The organism is Allobosea sp. Root483D1 (assembly GCF_001429505.1).
GTDB lineage: Bacteria > Pseudomonadota > Alphaproteobacteria > Rhizobiales > Beijerinckiaceae > Allobosea.
In genome coordinates this window covers 159,444-176,021 of record NZ_LMJW01000023.1, presented here as the reverse complement: position 1 = coordinate 176,021, position 16,578 = coordinate 159,444, and the positions used below count along the sequence as shown (strand labels likewise).

The window sequence follows — 16,578 nt, the reverse complement described above, 5'->3', positions numbered from 1 at the left end:
ACGCGCCACCTGCGGACATTTGATGCCTTCCAGAAAGCGGACCCTGACGTTCGGGGACGCTATGGCGGCTTAGAACCCTGAACGGCTTTTTTCCAAATCGGATTCTTACTGGGCAGCCACTGCCGGTCGCAGTGTGCTGGTTCACTCCGCGATACGTCATGTTTCAGAGCCGCAATCGGCTTGATCCGGAACCAGGCCACATAGAGCGCGGGAAGAAACAGCAGGATCAACACGGTGCCGACGGCCGTGCCGCCGATCAGGGTATAGGCCATCGATCCCCAGAACACCGAATGCGTGAGGGGGATGAAGGCCAGGACGGCGGCCAGCGCGGTCAGGATGACAGGCCTTGTGCGCTGTACCGTGGCTTCGATGACGGCGTTGTAATCGTCGAGGCCTGCCGCTCGATTTTCCTGGATCTGATCGGTCAGGATCAACGTATTGCGCATCAGGATGCCAGCCAGGCCGATCAAGCCGAGGATGGCGTTGAACCCGAATGGTTGGTTGAAGGCAAGCAATGTTGGGACGACGCCGATCACACCCAGAGGCGCGGTGAGGAGCACCATCGCCATCATCGAGAACGACCTCACCTGGAGCATGATGACGATCAAGGTGACAGCGATCATCACCGGGAAGACCTTGCCCAGAGCAGTGTTGGCTTTGGCAGCCTCCTCGATCGATCCGCCCATCTCGATGCGATAGCCGGCGGGAAGGGAGGCGATCAGCGGCTGAAGGGCCGTCATGATCTGCTTGGACACCTCCGGAGGCTGTGTCGCCTCGTTGATATCCGATCGGATGGTGATGACGGGTGTGCGGTCGCGGCGTTTCAGGATCGGCTCTTCCAGACGGATTTCTGAATGGCCGATCTGGTCGAGCGGGATCTGGCGGCCATCGCGGCTCATCAGTGAGAAGTCCGCGAGGCGCGCCGGGTCGAGCCGCTCACTGCCGGCACTGCGCGCCACCACCGGCACGTTGCGGATATCCTCGCGGACCTGCGTGACGGCGACGCCTGTCAGGAGGAATTGAAGCTGCTGGCCAACTGCTGCCGGGGACAGGCCGATGAGATTCAACCGGTCCTGGTCCGGAACAAAGCGCAGCACGGGGGTGCGATTGCCCCAATCCCGGTTGGCCTGCCGCACATCCGCGACGCCGCGCATGATCTCAAGGGCTCTATCGGAGATGGTGTACAACTCTGCCGGATCAGGTCCCATCACCCGGAACTCGACGGGAAACGGCGTGTAAGGCCCGAACACAAGCTGCGTGACGCGCACATTGGCTTCGGGGGCCAGGCCTTCAGACACTGCAGCCCGGAGCCGGTGCTTCAGAACCTCGCGCGCCTCGGCGTCCGGTGTCAGGACGACGATCTTGGCGAAAGCGGGATCAGGCAGTTCCGGCGCCATCGCGAAGGAGAAGCGCGGAGCGCCTTGGCCGACATAGCTCGTGACGATGGTCGCCTCGGGCTGGCCGCTCAGCCAGCTTTCAAGCTTTTGGACCGCAGCCGTCGTCGTTTCGATGCTGGTGCCTTCCGGCAGGCGCACTTCCACCAGCACTTCGGGGCGGTCCGATGTCGGGAAGAACTGCTGCTTGACGCCGGCCATACCAATGCCGGACAGCGCGAAGGCAACCACGACAACGCCGCAGGTCATGAATTTGTGGCGCACGGCGAAGCTGATGAGCCTCCTAAGGCGCCTGTAGTTCGGCGTGTCGTAGATCGCGTGCGTACCGCCTCGGATCGGCTTGAAATCGGGCAGCATCTTGACGCCAAGATAAGGCGTGAAGACCACCGCTACGATCCAGGAGACGATGAGGGCAAATCCCACGACCCAGAAGATATTGCCGGCATATTCGCCTGCCGTCGAACGGGCGAAGCCAACGGGCAGGAAGCCGGCGATCGTCACAAGCGTGCCCGACAGCATGGGCGCCGCCGTATGGCTCCACGCATAGGCGGCCGCCTTGATGCGATCCATGCCTTCTTCCATTTTCACCACCATCACCTCGATGGCAATGATGGCGTCGTCGACCAGCAGGCCCAGCGCCAGGATCAGCGCGCCGAGCGTGATGCGGTCGAAGAAGCGGCCGGTTTCCAGCATGATCAGGAAGACGACGGCCAGGGTCAGCGGCACCGCAAGCGCGACGACGATGCCGACGCGCCAGCCCAGGGCGACCAGGCTCACGAACAGCACGACACCAAGCGCCATGGCGAACTTGAGCATGAATTCGCTGACCGCGGCTTCGATGTTGACGGCCTGATCACTGACCTTGTCGAGCGTCATGCCCAGCGGGAGTGTCCCTGCGATCTCCGTTGTCTTCTTTTCAAGCGCTTTGCCCAGCGCGAGGCCGTCCCAACCGGCCTGCATGACCGCCGCGACCAGGATCGTGGGCTCACCCTGCCGCCGGATCAGATAGGTCGGGGGATCCTGATAGCCGCGTCGGATTTCGGCGATATCGGAGAGCTTGAGGGTTCTGCCGGCGGCGGCGATCGGCGTGTCCGCGATCGTTTTCAGGCCTGCGTAGGCGCCATCGACCCGAATGAACATCTGCGGCCCGTTCGTGTCGATCGAACCTGCGGGCGTCACGGTGTTCTGCCGCTGCAGCGCCGTGATGATGTCCTGTGCCGACACGCCGAGCGTGGCGAGCTTTGCAAACGAAAACTCGACAAAGATCTGCTCGGGGCGTTCGCCGAGGATGTTGATCTTTTTGACCCCGGGGACGTGCAGGAGGTCCTGTCGGATCACTTCCGCCTGTCTTGCGAGTTCGCGCATCGGCATGCCCTTGGCTTTCAGCGCATAGAGGGCGAAGCTCACATCCGAATATTCATCGTTGACGAAGGGACCGAGAACGCCGGGCGGCAGGTTGCGGGCTTCATCCCCGAGCTTTTTGCGGGCCTGATAGAACTCTTCCTCAACGGCGCCAGGTGGCGTGCTGTCCTTCAGCGTCACCGTCAAATAGGCGTAGCCCGGCCGGGTGGTCGTCTCGACGCGGTCGTACCAGGTCAGTTCCTGGATGCGCTTCTCCAGCGGTTCCGCGACCAGGTCCTGCATTTCACGCGCGGTCGCGCCCGGCCACACGGTCGTGACCGTCAGCGTCTTGATGGTGAAGCTCGGGTCTTCCGCCCGGCCGAGCATGAAGAAGGCATAGATGCCGGCCGCGACCAGCAGGATGATCGAGAAGAGGGTAACGGCCCGTTCGCGAACGGCTATTGCCGACAGGTTGAGGCTCATTTGCTGGCCTTGATCTGCGACGCTGTCCGGACGCGTGCGCCGTCCTGCAGGAGGTGAGCCCCCAGCGACACCACCGGCTCGCCAGCGCCTAATCCTGAGATCACGGCTGTTTCGCTGGTCACCCGCATCAGCGTGACCGGTTGGAACCTCACGGTCGAGGAGGCAGCGTCCAGCAACCAGACACCGGTCTTCTGACCGTCGTCCAGAACGGCACCGAGCGGCACTTCCATTTCCGGCTGGCTCGCTTGATTAGCCAGCCTGATGGTCACGGTTGCGCCGAGCGGAGCCGTCGCGGCCTCGCCATCGAGCACATACCGCGCTTCATAGGTTCGGGTTTGCGGATCCGCGGAATCCGACAACTGCCGGAGGGTGGCGTCATAGCGTGCATCGGCGCCGTAGAGGCTGGCCACCGCCGCCGAGCCAATCGCCGGCCTGATGGTCTCGGGGAGGACGACGACCGCTTCACGCGGGCCGGCCTGGGCCAGCCGAACGACGGTTTGTCCGGCGGTCACGACCTGACCCGGCTCACCGAGCGTTTCAACGACAGTTCCATCGGCGTCAGCGACCAGTACCGAGTAGCCTGAGCTGTTTTCGGCGACCTTCTCGTCGGCTTCGGCTGCGGCAAGCTGCGCCGCGGCGGTATCCAGGGCCGCTTTGGCTTGTTCATAGCGTTGAGGGCTCGCCGCGAACCCGTCCTTGACCAGAACGGCATAGCGCTTCTCGTCGGCCCGCGCCTGAACCAGAACCGCGCGCGCCGCTGCGGTCGCATTGCGTTTGGCGGCCAGCGCGAGCTGCAGGTCGGTTTCATCGATCCGCATCAGCTTCTGACCGGCAGCTACGGAATGGCCCACATTCACGAACCGTTCGACGATCTTCCCGGAAACGCGGAAGCCCAGATTGCTCTGGACGCGGGCAGCGATCACACCCGTAAAGCGGCGTTCGGAATCGACGACAGGCGTCGGGCTCACCAGCCTGACGATCGGAGCATTCTGCCGGGGGTCGCCGACCGCTGACGCGCTCTGCGGGCGCGCCGACAGGGTCACGAATGCCGCGCCGGCCGCCGCCGCCAGCACGGCGCCACCCACGACGATCACCGACTTCTTTTTCTTGCTCATCGATCTCAATCAATTAGATTGCATTCGACATCTATAAGCTGTATGGATTACGAACGCAATCTAATTTTGGAGATCCCCATGCGTGTCACGCGGCAGCAGGCCGAGGAAAATCGGCAAACGGTCATCGACGTGGCCAGCCGCCTGTTCCGGGAGCACGGGTTCGACGGCATCGGGCTGAAGGACCTGATGGCCGGCGCCGGTCTGACGCAGGGCGCCTTCTACAAGCAGTTCGAATCCAAGGATGATCTGGCAGCGCAGGCATCCAGGCGCGCGCTGGAGAGCGCCTCGGAACGTTGGGCGGATGCGGCCCGGTCCAGCCCTGATCATCCGTTGGCGGCAGTTGTCGGTTTCTATCTCAGCATGGGCCACTGCGCCGAGAAGATGGATGGTTGTCCGGTCGTCGCGTTGGGTTCCGATGCGGCCCGGCAGGGTCCAGCCGTGAAGGCGGCTTTTGAGGCCGGGATCGAAGAATATCTGCAGATGCTGGGTCCATGGGTCGGGACGGCCGACGGTGATGCGCCAGACAACAAAGCCATGGCTATTCTCTCGACAATGGTGGGAGCGGTGCTCCTGTCCCGCGCCGTCAATGATGAGCGGATGTCAGAGCGTTTTCTGGAAGCGGCCGCCGAAAGCGTGCTGGCACAGTCGTCTGTGGGCGATGCACCTCCGAGCCGGCGCCAATGACGATGTCGTCCGCCTAGGATCGCAGCACAGGTGCTCCGGATACCCGGCCCGTGCTGGATAGCCCAACGGCCACGCCCTCGGGGAAGCGGCTAAACGGCGGGATCCTGTTCCTGCTTGCTGGTCTCGCAGCGCTTGGCGCGCTCGCCACCAACATCATCCTGCCGGCCTTTCCGCAAATTGGCTCGGAGTTGGCGATTTCCTCGCCAGAACTCGGCCTCCTGCTCAGCAGCTTCTTCATCGCCTTCGCGATCGGGCAGTTGTTCGTGGGGCCGCTCGCGGACCGGTTTGGCCGCAAGCCCCTGGTGCTTGGCGGTCTGATCGGCTTCGCCGCGGGTAGCACCATCAGCGCCCTCGCAGGCGATCTGTCCATGCTGTTGCTGGGCCGGATCGTTCAGGCGCTCGGAGCCTGCGCGGCATCGGTCCTTGCGCGTGCCATAGCCCGTGACCTGTTCGATGGCGAAGCCTTGGGACGGGCGTTGGCACTGACCATGATCGCGGGAGCGGTGGCGCCGGGGTTCTCGCCGCTGCTCGGAGGCGTTCTATCCGGCGCCTTCGGCTGGCGGGTGTTGTTTGTCGTGGTTGCCGTCTTCGGTCTCGCGCTCGCCTGGCATTATGTCGCCAGCGTCGGCGAGACCCACGCTGTCGAGCGTCGGACGCCGCTGGCGTTTTCGTCGGTGGCATCGACTTACCGGGACCTCGCGGCCGATCAGCGGTTTCTGCTGCCCGCCCTGGCGGTGAGCTTCGTCATCGGCGGGCTGTACAGCTTCTTCGCGGCTGCGCCGGGCGTGCTGATGAACACACTGGCTCTCAGCGCTATTCAGCTCGGCCTGTCTTTTGCGGCGACGGTTCTGGTCGTGTTTGCCGCCGGCTTCCTGGCGCCGCGCCTGGCACGCCGTCACGGTGACCGCGGGGTCGGCCTGCTGGGCCTCATCGTCGCACTCGCTGGCGGTTTCGCCATGTTCGGGTTCGCCGCATGGCCGAGCTTCACAACCTTCACGTCGGCCATTGTCCTCTATCTTTTCGGCATGGGGCTGATCAATCCGCTCGGCACGGCCATCGCGCTCCATCCCTTCGGTGGGCAGGCAGGGTCGGCGTCCTCGCTGCTCGGATTCCTGCAGATGAGCTGCGCCGCGATCGGCGCGTTCGTCGCCAGCTCGCTGCCGTTTTCACCGCCTGCGTCCCTTGCCGCCGTCCTGACCATGGCAGTCGTTCTGGCAATCGCCGCATTCCTCCCCGTTTTCCTGCGGCGGAGCCGGACGGCGCCCAGCGGGCGAGCCGGCGAGCCTGAACCTACTGGAGGCTGATATGAGACGGATTGTTGCCACAGGGCTGGGTGCGGTGACCCCGCCGGCGGCCGGTGTCGCGCCAAGCTGGGCGCGCCTGCTGGAGGGTCGGTCGGGAATCCGCAGGCTCCCTGACGAGATGGTCGGCGATCTCTCGGCCAAGGTTGGAGGCGTCGTGCCTTCAAGGCAGGAGGATCCCGAGGCAGGCTTCGATCCCGACGCCGTGCTGCCGCCGAAAGACCAGCGGAAGATCGACCGGTTCATCATCTTGCGCTGGCGGCGGCAGACGAGGCGCTTGCGCAGGCCAACTGGAAGCCCGACGAGGAATCCGGGCGCTTGCGCACGGCAACGATCATAGCGTCGGGCATCGGCGGATTCCCGGCGATAACTGAAGCGGTGCGGACCGTCGATACCCGGAGTGCGCCGGATGTCGCCGTTCACGATCCCATCCTTCCTGGTGAACCTCGCGGCGGGGCACATCTCCATCCGCCACGAATTCAAGGGTCCTCTCGGTGCGCCCGTAACGGCTTGCGCGGCCGGGATCCAGGCGATCGGGGATGCGGCTCGTCTGATCCGCGCAGGAGAAGCCGACGTCGCCGTGTGCGGCGGCACGGAAGCCTGCATGAACATTGTCAGCCTCGGCGGCTTTGCCGCTGCACGCTCTTTGTCGACCGGCTTCAACGACAGGCCTGCCGAGGCCTCGCGCCCGTTCGACACAGCCCGCGACGGCTTCGTCATGGGCGAGGGAGCCGGCATGCTGGTGATCGAGGAACTGGAACATGCTCTGGCGCGCGGCGCCACGCCGCTCGCTGAGCTCGTGGGCTACGGTACGACCTCTGACGCGCACCACATCACATCCGGTCCGAGGACGGCAATGGGGCCCGCCGGGCCATGGAGATCGCGATGCCCCGGCGGGGATTGCTCCGCGCGAGATCGGCCATCTCAACGCCCACGCCACCTCGACCCCGGTCGGCGATCTCGGTGGGCTCGCCGAGGTCAAGGCATTGTTCGGCTCAGACGGCGAAATTGCCGTCAGCGCGACAAAGTCGGCCACTGGACACCTGCTTGGCGCCGCCGGCGGCCTCGGCGCGATCTTCGCCATCCTCTCCAGCATCAGCTGGCTCCGCCGACGCTCAATCTCGATACGCCCGATCCTGGCGGCGAGGGCATCGACTTCGTCAGACACGCGGCCCGGCCGGTGGCGACGGACTACGCGATTGCCAACGGTTTCGGCTTCGGCGGCGTCAGCGCCAGCGTGCTGTTCCGGCGCTGGGCGGGTCAACCGGCCGGGCCCTTCGCCTGACGCCTGCCAATCAACCAACAAGAAAGAGACGTTTCTCATGACCAACCACAATTTACCCGTGGCGCTCGTAACCGGTGCCTCGTCCGGCATCGGCCGCGTAACAGCCAAAGCGTTGCAGGGAGCAGGGTACCGCGTATTCGGGACCAGCCGTCGGGCGGCGTCGGAAGGTGTCGAGGGTATTACCATGCTCGCCTGCGACGTAACCGACGATGAGTCCGTGGCAAAGCTGATCAACGAGGTGGTTCGTCAGGCCCGGCGTATCGACCTGCTGGTCAACAATGCTGGGATCGGCCTGCTCGGCGCTGCCGAGGAGTCATCGATCGAGCAGGCAAAGGCGCTGTTCGACGTGAACGTCTTCGGCGTTCTGCGCGTGACCAATGCCGTGCTGCCGGTGATGCGCATTCAAAAGCAGGGGCGGATCATCAATCTCAGCTCGGTTCTGGGGCTGATCCCTGCGCCTTACTCCGCGCTCTATGCTGCCACCAAGCACGCCATAGAGGGCTATTCGGAATCGCTCGACCACGAGCTGCGCACCCTTGGCATCCGTGTCGTGCTCGTTGAGCCGGCCTACACCCGCTCGTCGTTCGAAGAGAACCAGGTTAGGGCGGATCGCACCCTGGACGTCTACACCGCGGCGCGCGACGGCATGGCTACGATCATGCGGACAGCTATCGAAGCGGGCGATGCCCCAGAGGTGGTTGCTCGGACCATTCTCGAGGCCGCCACCGCCTCAGCGCCCAAGCGGCGTTACGCAGCGGGAAAGATGGCGCGGAAGGTGAGCTTGCTGCGCGGGTTCGTGCCCGCCTCCGCGTTCGACGCCAGTCTCCGAAAGCAGAACGGATTGCCGGTCTGATGTGGACTCGACAACGCCCAATTCCAGCTCTCAGCCAATTTAGAACACGCCGAGGACTTACATGGCGCAAGGATTGTTAAAGCGCTTCGCCGCGAAAATCAGGTCGATGTTCACGAGCGCCGCCCGCAATCTCGTGTTTCTTGAGGGCGACACCGGGGACATCATCGAAGCCCGACTGCAGGAGGTCGAGCGCGAGATCGTCGCGCTCAATGGGCAAACCAGCACGCAACCAATGGAGAATCCGGGCTGTGAGACCGGTCGAATACATCTGTCAGCGGGTGGCAGCGGCGCCTAAAAGCAGTGAGTTCAGCAACGGGCCGAACTTGGCCATCCCTCGTCCAGGCAAAATGCGCCACAACCTGACATTGGCGTCCTGCCAGAAACCGGACGCTCGAAACGGTTCAGGGAGAGGCTGCGGGGATCCAACCTCGATCCGCGACCTGCCGGTATACGAAACAATTGGCGGGGCGGAATGCTACCGGAGGCTTCGGATGACGTTTTGAGGGCCCGAAGCCGCAGCCTGGTCTTGCCTTCTAAACTTTACCACCCAGCGCGGCCCTCCGAGCTCATCTCGGCAGCGAAGGCATTCGCTGCTGAAAAGCGTTCGCCCAGATGCGCGGGTGCGCTTCCGGGCGAACCGATGCCATTGATCAATAGCGATAGTAGCCCCGGTCATGGCTGCGCCGGCCATAGGCGCGGGCGTGCGGCGGGGGGCCATGGAAACGGCGACCGTAGCCTCGGGCCGGGCGGTCCCAATGGCGGCGACCCGACCGCCACGCGCGGTCCCCACGATAGTACTGCACGGCCTGGATGTCGGGGGGCGAAGCTAGAGCCGCATTCGAAGAGACCGGTGCTGCCGAGGCCGGCCCCGCCGCGATCGCCCCGAATGCCATAGCTGCAGCGAACATGAGATTGCGCATCGTCATTCCTCTTTTGGTGAATCTTGACGAGGCGCCGGTGCAGCACAACGCTATGTGAACGCGAATGTTAGCTCCCATTCATCCGATTACTGCCGTGCAATTGGTTTTAATAATGAACCGTGCATGAATGGCGATCTATTCTCCAGAAATATTTAAATTCTGGAACTCTTTTAAACCCACAATGTTTGTACCGCACCTGTTGGGCCGCGGGATTGTCTCAGTGATCGGCAGGCGGAGAATATCGTCATGATCAAGCAGATCGTTCTTGCCGCGGCTCTCGCTGCCATTCCCGTGATGGCGGTCGCGCAGAATCCGCAGGCGCTCAGGGCGGGGCCGCCAGTGGCCTGGCTACAGGAGCCGTCGGAGGCGCCATCGTAGGTGGTCCAGTCGGGGCCGTTGTCGGTGGCGTAGGTGGCGCGGTCGTCGGAGCCATCATCGGCGACAACACCCCGCGCTTCAGGACCTATGTCGTGGAACAGCGCCGGCCGTCCTATACCTACGCTCAGCCTGTCGTCGTCGGGGCCACGCTGCCGCGCCAGGGCGTGACCTACTATGAGGTGCCGCGCGAGTACGGTGCCACAGAGTATCGTTACACCGTCGTCAACGACCGCGCCGTGCTGGTTGATCCCGCCACGGGCCGCATCGTGCAGGTCATCGACTGACCAGCGGACCGGCTTTGGCGCACCGGCTGACGTTGCGATCCAGCGGGCTCTTGTCGAGTTCCCTCGCGACTTCCGCGTGACGCGTGGCCTAAGCCGAAAACAGATGAACAAGCCCGGTCATCCGTAAGGGTGACCGGTGGCTTCATGCGCCCCCGATGGTGCCGGCAAGCGCGTTCACAAGCGTCGATTTGCCGACGCCGGACGAACCCACCAGCGGGAGGGTGCGCGGCCTTCGCCACACCAAGACGCGAACACAAATCGAATGCAACCTTCTGACAGTTTGGCGCGACCAGATGTCAATCGATGGGCTAGACAAGTTCGCATATCGACCACCATCACAAGATTATTAGGTCCGCTGATTCCGCAACGTAGCTTGCGTGCCTAAAGTCCAGAATTCGATAAATGCTGTCTCTGCGCCAATCTATAATAACGAAATACTTGGGGCGCGCCAGAGGAGCGGCTGTATTAAGGACGAGGGCTGCCAAGTGTCCATCGACGAGACCAGGGGCCAATCGCCAGTCGTGCGCTCGCTCATAATTGTGAAAATACCGCGAGACTTCCTCTCGCCCCACCATGCGAGTCCGCGATACGAGCTCCAGCCGGACGTCATCAGCAAGCATCGCGCGGACGGCATCAAAGTCGTGCGAGTTGAAGCGCTCGACATAAGCTGAAAGGCGTTTGAGATCCTCTTGCTTGAGCCGTGGAGCCGGCGCTTCGTCCGGTCGGCTGGCGATATCTCGGATCTTTGCTCGGCCGCGATGCAGTGCCGCCTTCACGCCGGGAACGCTTAGCCCCGTGACGTTTCCTACTTCATGGAGGCTGTAGCCGAGCACATCCATGAGGATTATGCAGCCTCGCTGCGCGGCTGGCAGATGCATCAAGGTTCTTAGGTTCGCTGCGGTGACATGCCGTCTATCAGCCGACATCGTCTCATCGACGATCCCATCGATATCGTCATCGGAGGAGACTTCTTTCTGGCGCCTTCTACGCCGGAGGAAGTCAATGGCGGCATGGTGTGCGACCCGAAACAGCCAGCCTTCGACATTGCTGATCGCAATTGTCTCGTGAGCGCCAACAGCCTTAAGAAGAGTCTCTTGGACGACGTCCTCTCCGTCCACGACCGAGCCGACCATGCGCGAGCAATAACGATGGAGCTTCGGGCGCATCTTCACGATGAAGGCGTCGAAGTTCTCTCTTTCGTCTGCTTCCGGCGGCACGCGACTCATCCAGCAGCCGGATACTCAGCGGCGTCCTGCATCATCGCGTATGCCCCGATGATTGCCAGCTCGCGAACCTCAGGCCGTGCCGAGCAACGGTCACCGAAGCTCTTCTGGAAGGCCCTGAACGACGCATGCTCTTCAAGCCCGGGGGCTCCATCGGCCTGCTCTACGATATGCACGAAGCGACCGTTATCATCGCGCAACGCGGCATAGCGCAGGCCTTTCGGACTTTGGGCATTGAGCTCGTCGAACACTGCCCGGATAAGACGCGCGTTTTCCTCGACGAGATCGGGCTTTATCGCGTAACTGACGATCAAATGCTTCATAGCCTTGTTTTCCAATCGTCCCGGGCCGCGCCCTGGCTTTGAGACATGAGAGACAAGCGGCGCTCCCTCATTACGATGCAGGTTTGCCGCTCAGAATCGCGGCATGTTCGGTCGCGAACTCTCCGAACGTGGTCGGTCGCACTCCGAATGCCTCGTGAGTGGAAAGGTCGATTTTGGAATTGGGTCGTTTCAGCCGCTCCGCAACCTGCTCGTCGAGCGCATCGGCAAAACCAGCAGGGACGCCGCTCGCCAGCAGAGCGCTCCGGCGCTCCGAAGCCATGATTGGTTGGTAGACGATCTTCCGTCCGATCGCCCGGGAAATCCGCTCGGCAATTTCGGCCATGGTCAAGGCCTCTGGCCCTGTCATCTCGAGCTTCTCGCCCTCGTGCCCGCCAAACCGCAGAAGCCGATAGGCGACCTTGGCGATATCTCGCACATGGACCGGGGATAGGCTGATTCCAGCCAAGGGGAGACGGATCGCTCCAAGCTTCACGATGTCCGGTATCTCGCGAAGATACACCTGCATGAACTGCGAGGGCCGGATATGCGTCCAGGCGAGGCCCGACGCCTCGAGGTAGCCCTCGATTTCTTCGTGCATGCGAGTGAAGCGAAATTTGGCTGGGTCGAATCCGATCCCGGATTCGGCACCTGAGAACTTGATGAGGTGCCTCACGCCAGAGGCGCGGCAGGCGTCGATAAAGCGACACTGAGTCTCTACCATATCGGGCGCGGCAGAGGAAATCATCAAGACACGCTCGACTCCCGCGAGCGCTTTCTCGCTGCCGCCGGGCGCCGTCATGTCGCCTTCTACGACCTCGACGCCCTGCATCTGATCGAGACCCGAGCGGGCGGCGCTTGAAATGCTTCGAACCAACGCTCTCACCTGGGAATGCGCATCAACGAATTCCGCGACCGTTGCACGGCCATTCATGCCGGCCGCGCCAGTTATCAATTGCATGTTGTCTCCCGCAGGCTTTGACCGGCGTTCCGGTCTACTGCCCGTAAGACGATGGGAAACGCGAAAAGGATTCCCAAAAATCCTTCTCCGGTTGCCCCGGCCAACATGCACCTGCGCGTCTTCATTTCCCATTGCCCCTGGTATCCGCACAACGAGATGCGCAAGCCCGCAGAAGTACGGACGGAAGTGTGGCGCATACATGCCAGACATCGGCCGCGTCGGCCGCCCGACCTGCCACCAGCGCTGCTCGAATGGCAGTTGATCGAAGGCGGCAAGGGCGACATGCTCCCTGGCGAGCCGAAGGCGCCCAGCCGCCGCCGGCGCGTCGGCGAGGGCGATGATGTGTAATCTCTACAGCCACACCAAGCCGGCCGATGCGATCCTCCGCCTGTTCGACAAGTTCCGGACGATCCCAACGAACCTGCCGCTGCTATTGTCCAACATCAATCCGAACCGGCCGGCGCCGATCGTGCGCAATGTCGCCAACGGAGGTGAACCCGAGCTTGCGATGGTGCGCTGGGGCATGCCGAGCCCGCGGGACAAGCTGGATGAGGCGACTGCCATCCGCGCCGGAAAGCTCGCGGCGAAGGGCAAGCCCTTCGACATCGACGATCTGCGCCGATCAGAACCCGACCGCGGCGTGACGAACGTCCGGAACACCAGCAGCCCGCATTGGCGGCGCTGGCTCGGTGTCGAGAGCCGATGTCTGGTGCCGTTCACTAGCTTTAGCGAGTTCGACCATGCGACCAAGCAGGATATCTGGTTCGCGTTGGGGGACGATCGGCCCACCAACATGTTCGCCGGCATCTGGACACCGCAATGGACCAGCGCGCGAACGATCAAGGATGGCGAAGAGACGATCGACCTATTCGCGTTCCTCACCACCAAGCCGAACGAGGAAGTCGAGGCGATCCACCCGAAGGCGATGCCAGTGATCCTGACTACACGCGAAGAGTGCGAGGTCTGGATGTCGGCCGCGTGGTCCGAGGCAAAGGACCTCCAGCGCCCCTTGCCGGATGGCTCATTGGCGATCGTCGCTCGTGGCGTGAAGAAGGATGATCCGGCAGATTCTCNGCGGCGAGCACTCTGCGGAACCGCGCCGATCATTGCGGCGGTTTGGATCGTGTCACTGGCGATGGGGCTTCGGATCTTGGGCGTGCTCTGAGACGCCATCAGGCTCGAAATCGCCGCGCCATTCTCGCAAGCGCCAGTGTGACAGTGCCGTCTGGCGCAACGGGTAGCTGACCCGAGCCCCCTCTACTGCGCCGTGCGTCGCAGCATATCCGTCCTGTATCCCAGCGACTGAGCCCGAGCGACAAGACGGGCATAGTCACGCTCGCTGAGGCGGGATGATCGGGCCAGAATCCAAAGGTAACGCCCCGAAGGCTCACCAACGATCGACCATGAATAATCACGCGCTCGATCGAGAACCCAATAATCCCCTTCGAATGGTCCGAAAAAGCTAACCTTCAGCTTCGTGCCTTGTGATCCCTCAACGACCCGGGCTGTCGCTTCGGCCGTGCGCAAAGGGCCGGCAGCCGACCCCTCTCGGCACGAATTCACCACCGCGACAGTGCCGTCGGGTCTGACCGAATAGTCCGCTGTGACTGCTTCGCAGTTTCTTTGGAAACTCGCCTCGTAGCGCGCCTGTTCGTACCATCGCCCTTTGTACCGGCTCAGCTCAACCTGCTTTGCAGGCTCTGGAACGCTCGCGTTTCCGCTTGGCTGGCTCGAATTGCAGGCCGCCAGCAGCAGAACCGAACCAAAGACGATGACGCGCGAGAACGAGAGCATTTCGACCCTTTCGGTTGGCACGCCGACCAACGCGCCCCAACTCGTCAGGTTCCTGATTGATCGGACCGATTTCGCGCGAATCCTGGAGTGCCTCTCCGGCGTTCAGATAGTGCGCCGCCAATGCGGCTTTCGGAGTGTGTTGGAAAGAGAGGACAGATGATCAGAGCAAGTCTTGCAGGCCTAGCCGGCTCTTGGATTGCAGGTGATGCTGAGCGTGGTAATATTCACGAGCGGATGGTTGTGCCTTTGACTCTGGCCGCTCGGCTCCCGTTGCCCGCGCTTATCGCGGGCGTGATAGGCTAACATCTGCATCGTCTGAATATCGAAGGCCGAGCCAGGCGCGCCAAGAACGTCAGGCAAACGTCGGAACAGCTAGGCTCTTTCGAATTGGTGGCGAACCGCATGGCGCGGCGCTTCAGCAACGACCGTTTCCAGATCGTCCGCCAGGACGCAAAACCGAGTCGCCAGTGAGGCCGCGATTTTCACGAGATCCAACTGGCCATCGATCAAGACCGAATGGAGGTCTCGATTGTCGAGGGCGCGGTCGCAAAAGCGCTCCGGAAGCTGCTTTTCGATCTCTCGATAGAGTGCTTCAGCCAGCCGTTCGCAATCGCACGTCATGCGCGTTCAGATCCTTCAATGCCGGTGCTGCTGAAGAGATGGGACTGAATTTCCCGAAAGAAAGCCCTTCGAGCATGGCAGCAGCGATTGGCTGCGGAGCGTCGCGTGCCATGTCCACGTTTACCGCGCGACCCCAGTCTTTCTTGTCCAGCCTTTATCTCGCCGCTCTCTGGCGAGGCGACATGCACGGTGGCGCCAGCCTCCTTCAACTTGGCCTGTGTCACCTCGAGTTCGGATTGCTCGAAGCCGTTGGTTGCGAGAATGAGGATGCTCTTGCCTGAAAGGGCGCTCATGTGAACTCTCCTAGTGAACGGTGTACCCTTTCCGCGCGGTTGCCTATTACGCTGCGGCAAGTCAGAATCCGCCGAGATCCGACACGGAGAGGGGCTATGACATTCGGCCAGGTGCTCACGCTTCTTACGGTGCTGGCAGCCATCACGCTCTTTGGGTGGGGCGCGACAATCGCGTACCAGATCGCCTGGGACAATCAGTTCTTCGCCTGGCTCGCGAGCTTCAATGGCAAGCTGCGCGAGTCTGATCGAACGTTCGTCGCTTGGGTGACGGTCTTCATGGCATTCGGCGCCTCGCTCGCGCTCGTGCTGGCTCAGCAAAGCGTCACCGGCTTGGTTCGTGAAGCGCGAACTCGATCGCCTCCACGAGACATTCCGTGACGTCGAAATGGCCCTTGGGACCCCCGCCGCAGAGCAGTTCATGGCCTACAAGGTCCAACGATGCAGGTTTCGGTCGCCAACCAGCGTCTGAGGGGCAGGATCTTCGGCTAACGGCTGTCAGGCCAATCGCGGGGCTGACATTGATGAGCGTATATGTCGGCCCCGGCTCTAACGCAAAGAGCTTCTGAGGCAGCGAAAGGTGCGAAGCGTTGGCGAGCTTGAAACGCAGGTTAGGGCATTGCTTCTGCTGATCTCTTCAATCCACTCGGCCACAACAGAAGCTAAGCAAACAGTTGGTACTGACGAGGTTCATCGCCTAGTTGGGTTACATCGACGGGCCGGCGCACTAGTCAACGAATGTGGAAACCTCGTAAAGCCTCAAGTTGATATCGTTGATTTGAACGGTGACGGGAAGGCGGAAGTCTTTGCTCTCGTCAACGATTCAATTTGCTACGGGGCCGCGGGTGGCCAACTGAGCCTATTCGTCAGGAACGCGTCAGGAGAATGGCGAGACCAATTCGCGTCCAGCTCTTTCGCGAAGACCGCGAGGACGAGACCTGGTTCACCACGATCTCCTATTGGCCGGACATCGAGTCGATGACCGCGTTCACCAAGGGCGAGCCGACAAAGGTGCATCACCTCGATCGTGACGCCGAGCTGCTGATCGAATTGCCAGAGCGTATCGAAATCCATCGCATTCTGATCGACGATCAGAGCTCGGCTGATCGTGAGTAGCGTGTGAAATCACGCCTTCTTCGGCGGGGTCCGCTGATCCGAGATACCGCAGTGACGCGGCACAATGGCAGAAATGTCCATGTCTTTGTCATACCTGCCGACCGCTCTCGTCAGTAGTCTGGGATGAACGAGACCTAGAGCCGGCAAGTGGCGTTTTTCTGCGTGCCGATGTCGGATCCAGCGGAGCTTATTCGTCGTTGTTACATGACGCCTTC

15 protein-coding genes and 5 pseudogenes are annotated in these 16,578 nt (G+C 62.3%); 11 read left to right on the top strand and 9 right to left on the bottom strand.

Annotated features, from left to right (window positions below; translation table 11 throughout):
* Positions 1-59: 59 nt before the first annotated feature.
* Positions 60-3,218, bottom strand: coding sequence for an efflux RND transporter permease subunit (locus ASE66_RS29890; RefSeq protein ID WP_156412399.1), 3,159 nt, complete (start codon positions 3,216-3,218; stop codon positions 60-62).
* Positions 3,215-4,333 carry an efflux RND transporter periplasmic adaptor subunit gene (locus ASE66_RS29885; RefSeq protein ID WP_057193622.1) on the bottom strand — a complete coding sequence of 373 codons (1,119 nt, stop codon included), beginning with the start codon at positions 4,331-4,333 and terminating at the stop codon, positions 3,215-3,217. Before ASE66_RS29885 ends, ASE66_RS29890 begins: the two co-directional genes overlap by 4 nt.
* 78 nt (positions 4,334-4,411) lie before the next feature.
* Between ASE66_RS29885 and ASE66_RS29880 the strand changes: the two genes are divergently transcribed.
* The 7 genes and pseudogenes from ASE66_RS29880 to ASE66_RS33850 all read left to right on the top strand — a co-directional run bounded on the left by ASE66_RS29880 (position 4,412) and on the right by ASE66_RS33850 (position 10,038).
* Complete coding sequence (locus tag ASE66_RS29880; protein WP_057193621.1) at positions 4,412-5,017, top strand: TetR/AcrR family transcriptional regulator; 606 nt, start codon at positions 4,412-4,414, stop codon at positions 5,015-5,017.
* A 50-nt stretch (positions 5,018-5,067) separates the two neighbouring features.
* Positions 5,068-6,321 carry a multidrug effflux MFS transporter gene (locus ASE66_RS29875; RefSeq protein WP_156412398.1) on the top strand — a complete coding sequence of 418 codons (1,254 nt, stop codon included), beginning with the start codon at positions 5,068-5,070 and terminating at the stop codon, positions 6,319-6,321.
* 1 nt (position 6,322) lies between these two features.
* Positions 6,323-7,603, top strand: a pseudogene (locus ASE66_RS34090) (beta-ketoacyl-[acyl-carrier-protein] synthase II).
* A 37-nt stretch (positions 7,604-7,640) separates the two neighbouring features.
* Entirely contained in the window at positions 7,641-8,456 is an 816-nt protein-coding gene (locus ASE66_RS29865; protein WP_057193620.1) for an oxidoreductase, read from the top strand.
* A 61-nt stretch (positions 8,457-8,517) separates the two neighbouring features.
* Positions 8,518-8,751: a hypothetical protein gene (locus ASE66_RS29860; protein ID WP_057193619.1), complete on the top strand. Its 234-nt coding sequence runs from the start codon at positions 8,518-8,520 to the stop codon at positions 8,749-8,751.
* Positions 8,752-9,622: 871 nt separating this feature from the next.
* A complete protein-coding gene (locus ASE66_RS33855) occupies positions 9,623-9,754 on the top strand; it encodes a hypothetical protein (protein ID WP_320409797.1) in 132 nt (43 codons plus the stop codon).
* Between the two features lie 92 nt (positions 9,755-9,846).
* Positions 9,847-10,038, top strand: coding sequence for a DUF1236 domain-containing protein (locus tag ASE66_RS33850; RefSeq protein ID WP_320409796.1), 192 nt, complete (start codon positions 9,847-9,849; stop codon positions 10,036-10,038).
* Positions 10,039-10,195: 157 nt separating this feature from the next.
* On the opposite strand, the pseudogene ASE66_RS34085 reads toward ASE66_RS33850, so the two are convergent.
* The 4 genes and pseudogenes from ASE66_RS34085 to ASE66_RS29840 all read right to left on the bottom strand — a co-directional run.
* A pseudogene (locus tag ASE66_RS34085) lies at positions 10,196-10,287 on the bottom strand (ATP-binding cassette domain-containing protein); the annotation flags it as partial.
* 86 nt (positions 10,288-10,373) lie between these two features.
* Positions 10,374-11,264 (bottom strand): sigma-70 family RNA polymerase sigma factor, encoded by an 891-nt coding sequence (locus tag ASE66_RS29850; protein ID WP_057193618.1) that lies wholly within the window; start codon positions 11,262-11,264, stop codon positions 10,374-10,376.
* Positions 11,261-11,584: a hypothetical protein gene (locus tag ASE66_RS29845; protein ID WP_057193617.1), complete on the bottom strand. Its 324-nt coding sequence runs from the start codon at positions 11,582-11,584 to the stop codon at positions 11,261-11,263. Before ASE66_RS29845 ends, ASE66_RS29850 begins: the two co-directional genes overlap by 4 nt.
* 70 nt (positions 11,585-11,654) lie before the next feature.
* On the bottom strand, positions 11,655-12,542 hold the full coding sequence (locus ASE66_RS29840) for an SDR family oxidoreductase (protein WP_057193616.1): 888 nt from the start codon (positions 12,540-12,542) through the stop codon (positions 11,655-11,657).
* 105 nt (positions 12,543-12,647) lie between these two features.
* Here ASE66_RS29840 and ASE66_RS29835 point away from each other — a divergent pair, with 105 nt between their 5' ends.
* Both ASE66_RS29835 and ASE66_RS29830 read left to right on the top strand, forming a co-directional pair.
* Positions 12,648-12,890 carry a hypothetical protein gene (locus ASE66_RS29835; protein WP_057193615.1) on the top strand — a complete coding sequence of 81 codons (243 nt, stop codon included), beginning with the start codon at positions 12,648-12,650 and terminating at the stop codon, positions 12,888-12,890.
* A pseudogene (locus ASE66_RS29830) lies at positions 12,880-13,615 on the top strand (SOS response-associated peptidase); the annotation flags it as partial. The gene ASE66_RS29835 and the pseudogene ASE66_RS29830, both read left to right, overlap by 11 nt.
* A gap of 184 nt (positions 13,616-13,799) precedes the next feature.
* On the opposite strand, the gene ASE66_RS31730 reads toward ASE66_RS29830, so the two are convergent.
* The 3 genes and pseudogenes from ASE66_RS31730 to ASE66_RS32320 form a co-directional block, all read right to left on the bottom strand.
* A complete protein-coding gene (locus ASE66_RS31730; protein WP_082613859.1) occupies positions 13,800-14,336 on the bottom strand; it encodes a lipocalin family protein in 537 nt (178 codons plus the stop codon).
* A gap of 372 nt (positions 14,337-14,708) precedes the next feature.
* Complete coding sequence (locus tag ASE66_RS32575) at positions 14,709-14,957, bottom strand: hypothetical protein (protein ID WP_057193613.1); 249 nt, start codon at positions 14,955-14,957, stop codon at positions 14,709-14,711.
* Between the two features lie 100 nt (positions 14,958-15,057).
* Positions 15,058-15,250, bottom strand: a pseudogene (locus tag ASE66_RS32320) (DJ-1/PfpI family protein); the annotation flags it as partial.
* Positions 15,251-15,346: 96 nt separating this feature from the next.
* Between ASE66_RS32320 and ASE66_RS29815 the strand changes: the two are divergent.
* Positions 15,347-15,628, top strand: a complete 282-nt coding sequence (locus ASE66_RS29815) for a hypothetical protein (RefSeq protein WP_057193612.1) — start codon at positions 15,347-15,349, stop codon at positions 15,626-15,628.
* Between the two features lie 522 nt (positions 15,629-16,150).
* Positions 16,151-16,363 (top strand): annotated as a pseudogene (locus tag ASE66_RS29810) (hypothetical protein); the annotation flags it as partial.
* Positions 16,364-16,578: the final 215 nt, after the last annotated feature.

Bases quoted from the DNA above. Each gene is read 5' to 3' on its own strand.
- ASE66_RS29815 (WP_057193612.1), top strand. From the start codon at position 15,347: ATGACATTCGGCCAGGTGCTCACGCTTCTTACGGTGCTGGCAGCCATC.
- ASE66_RS33855 (WP_320409797.1), top strand. From the start codon at position 9,623: ATGATCAAGCAGATCGTTCTTGCCGCGGCTCTCGCTGCCATTCCCGTG.
- ASE66_RS29885 (WP_057193622.1), bottom strand. From the start codon at position 4,333: ATGAGCAAGAAAAAGAAGTCGGTGATCGTCGTGGGTGGCGCCGTGCTG.
- ASE66_RS29865 (WP_057193620.1), top strand. From the start codon at position 7,641: ATGACCAACCACAATTTACCCGTGGCGCTCGTAACCGGTGCCTCGTCC.
- ASE66_RS29835 (WP_057193615.1), top strand. From the start codon at position 12,648: ATGCACCTGCGCGTCTTCATTTCCCATTGCCCCTGGTATCCGCACAAC.
- ASE66_RS29850 (WP_057193618.1), bottom strand. From the start codon at position 11,264: ATGAGTCGCGTGCCGCCGGAAGCAGACGAAAGAGAGAACTTCGACGCC.
- ASE66_RS29890 (WP_156412399.1), bottom strand. From the start codon at position 3,218: ATGAGCCTCAACCTGTCGGCAATAGCCGTTCGCGAACGGGCCGTTACC.
- ASE66_RS29860 (WP_057193619.1), top strand. From the start codon at position 8,518: ATGGCGCAAGGATTGTTAAAGCGCTTCGCCGCGAAAATCAGGTCGATG.
- ASE66_RS31730 (WP_082613859.1), bottom strand. From the start codon at position 14,336: ATGCTCTCGTTCTCGCGCGTCATCGTCTTTGGTTCGGTTCTGCTGCTG.
- ASE66_RS29845 (WP_057193617.1), bottom strand. From the start codon at position 11,584: ATGAAGCATTTGATCGTCAGTTACGCGATAAAGCCCGATCTCGTCGAG.
- ASE66_RS29880 (WP_057193621.1), top strand. From the start codon at position 4,412: ATGCGTGTCACGCGGCAGCAGGCCGAGGAAAATCGGCAAACGGTCATC.
- ASE66_RS29840 (WP_057193616.1), bottom strand. From the start codon at position 12,542: ATGCAATTGATAACTGGCGCGGCCGGCATGAATGGCCGTGCAACGGTC.
- ASE66_RS32575 (WP_057193613.1), bottom strand. From the start codon at position 14,957: ATGACGTGCGATTGCGAACGGCTGGCTGAAGCACTCTATCGAGAGATC.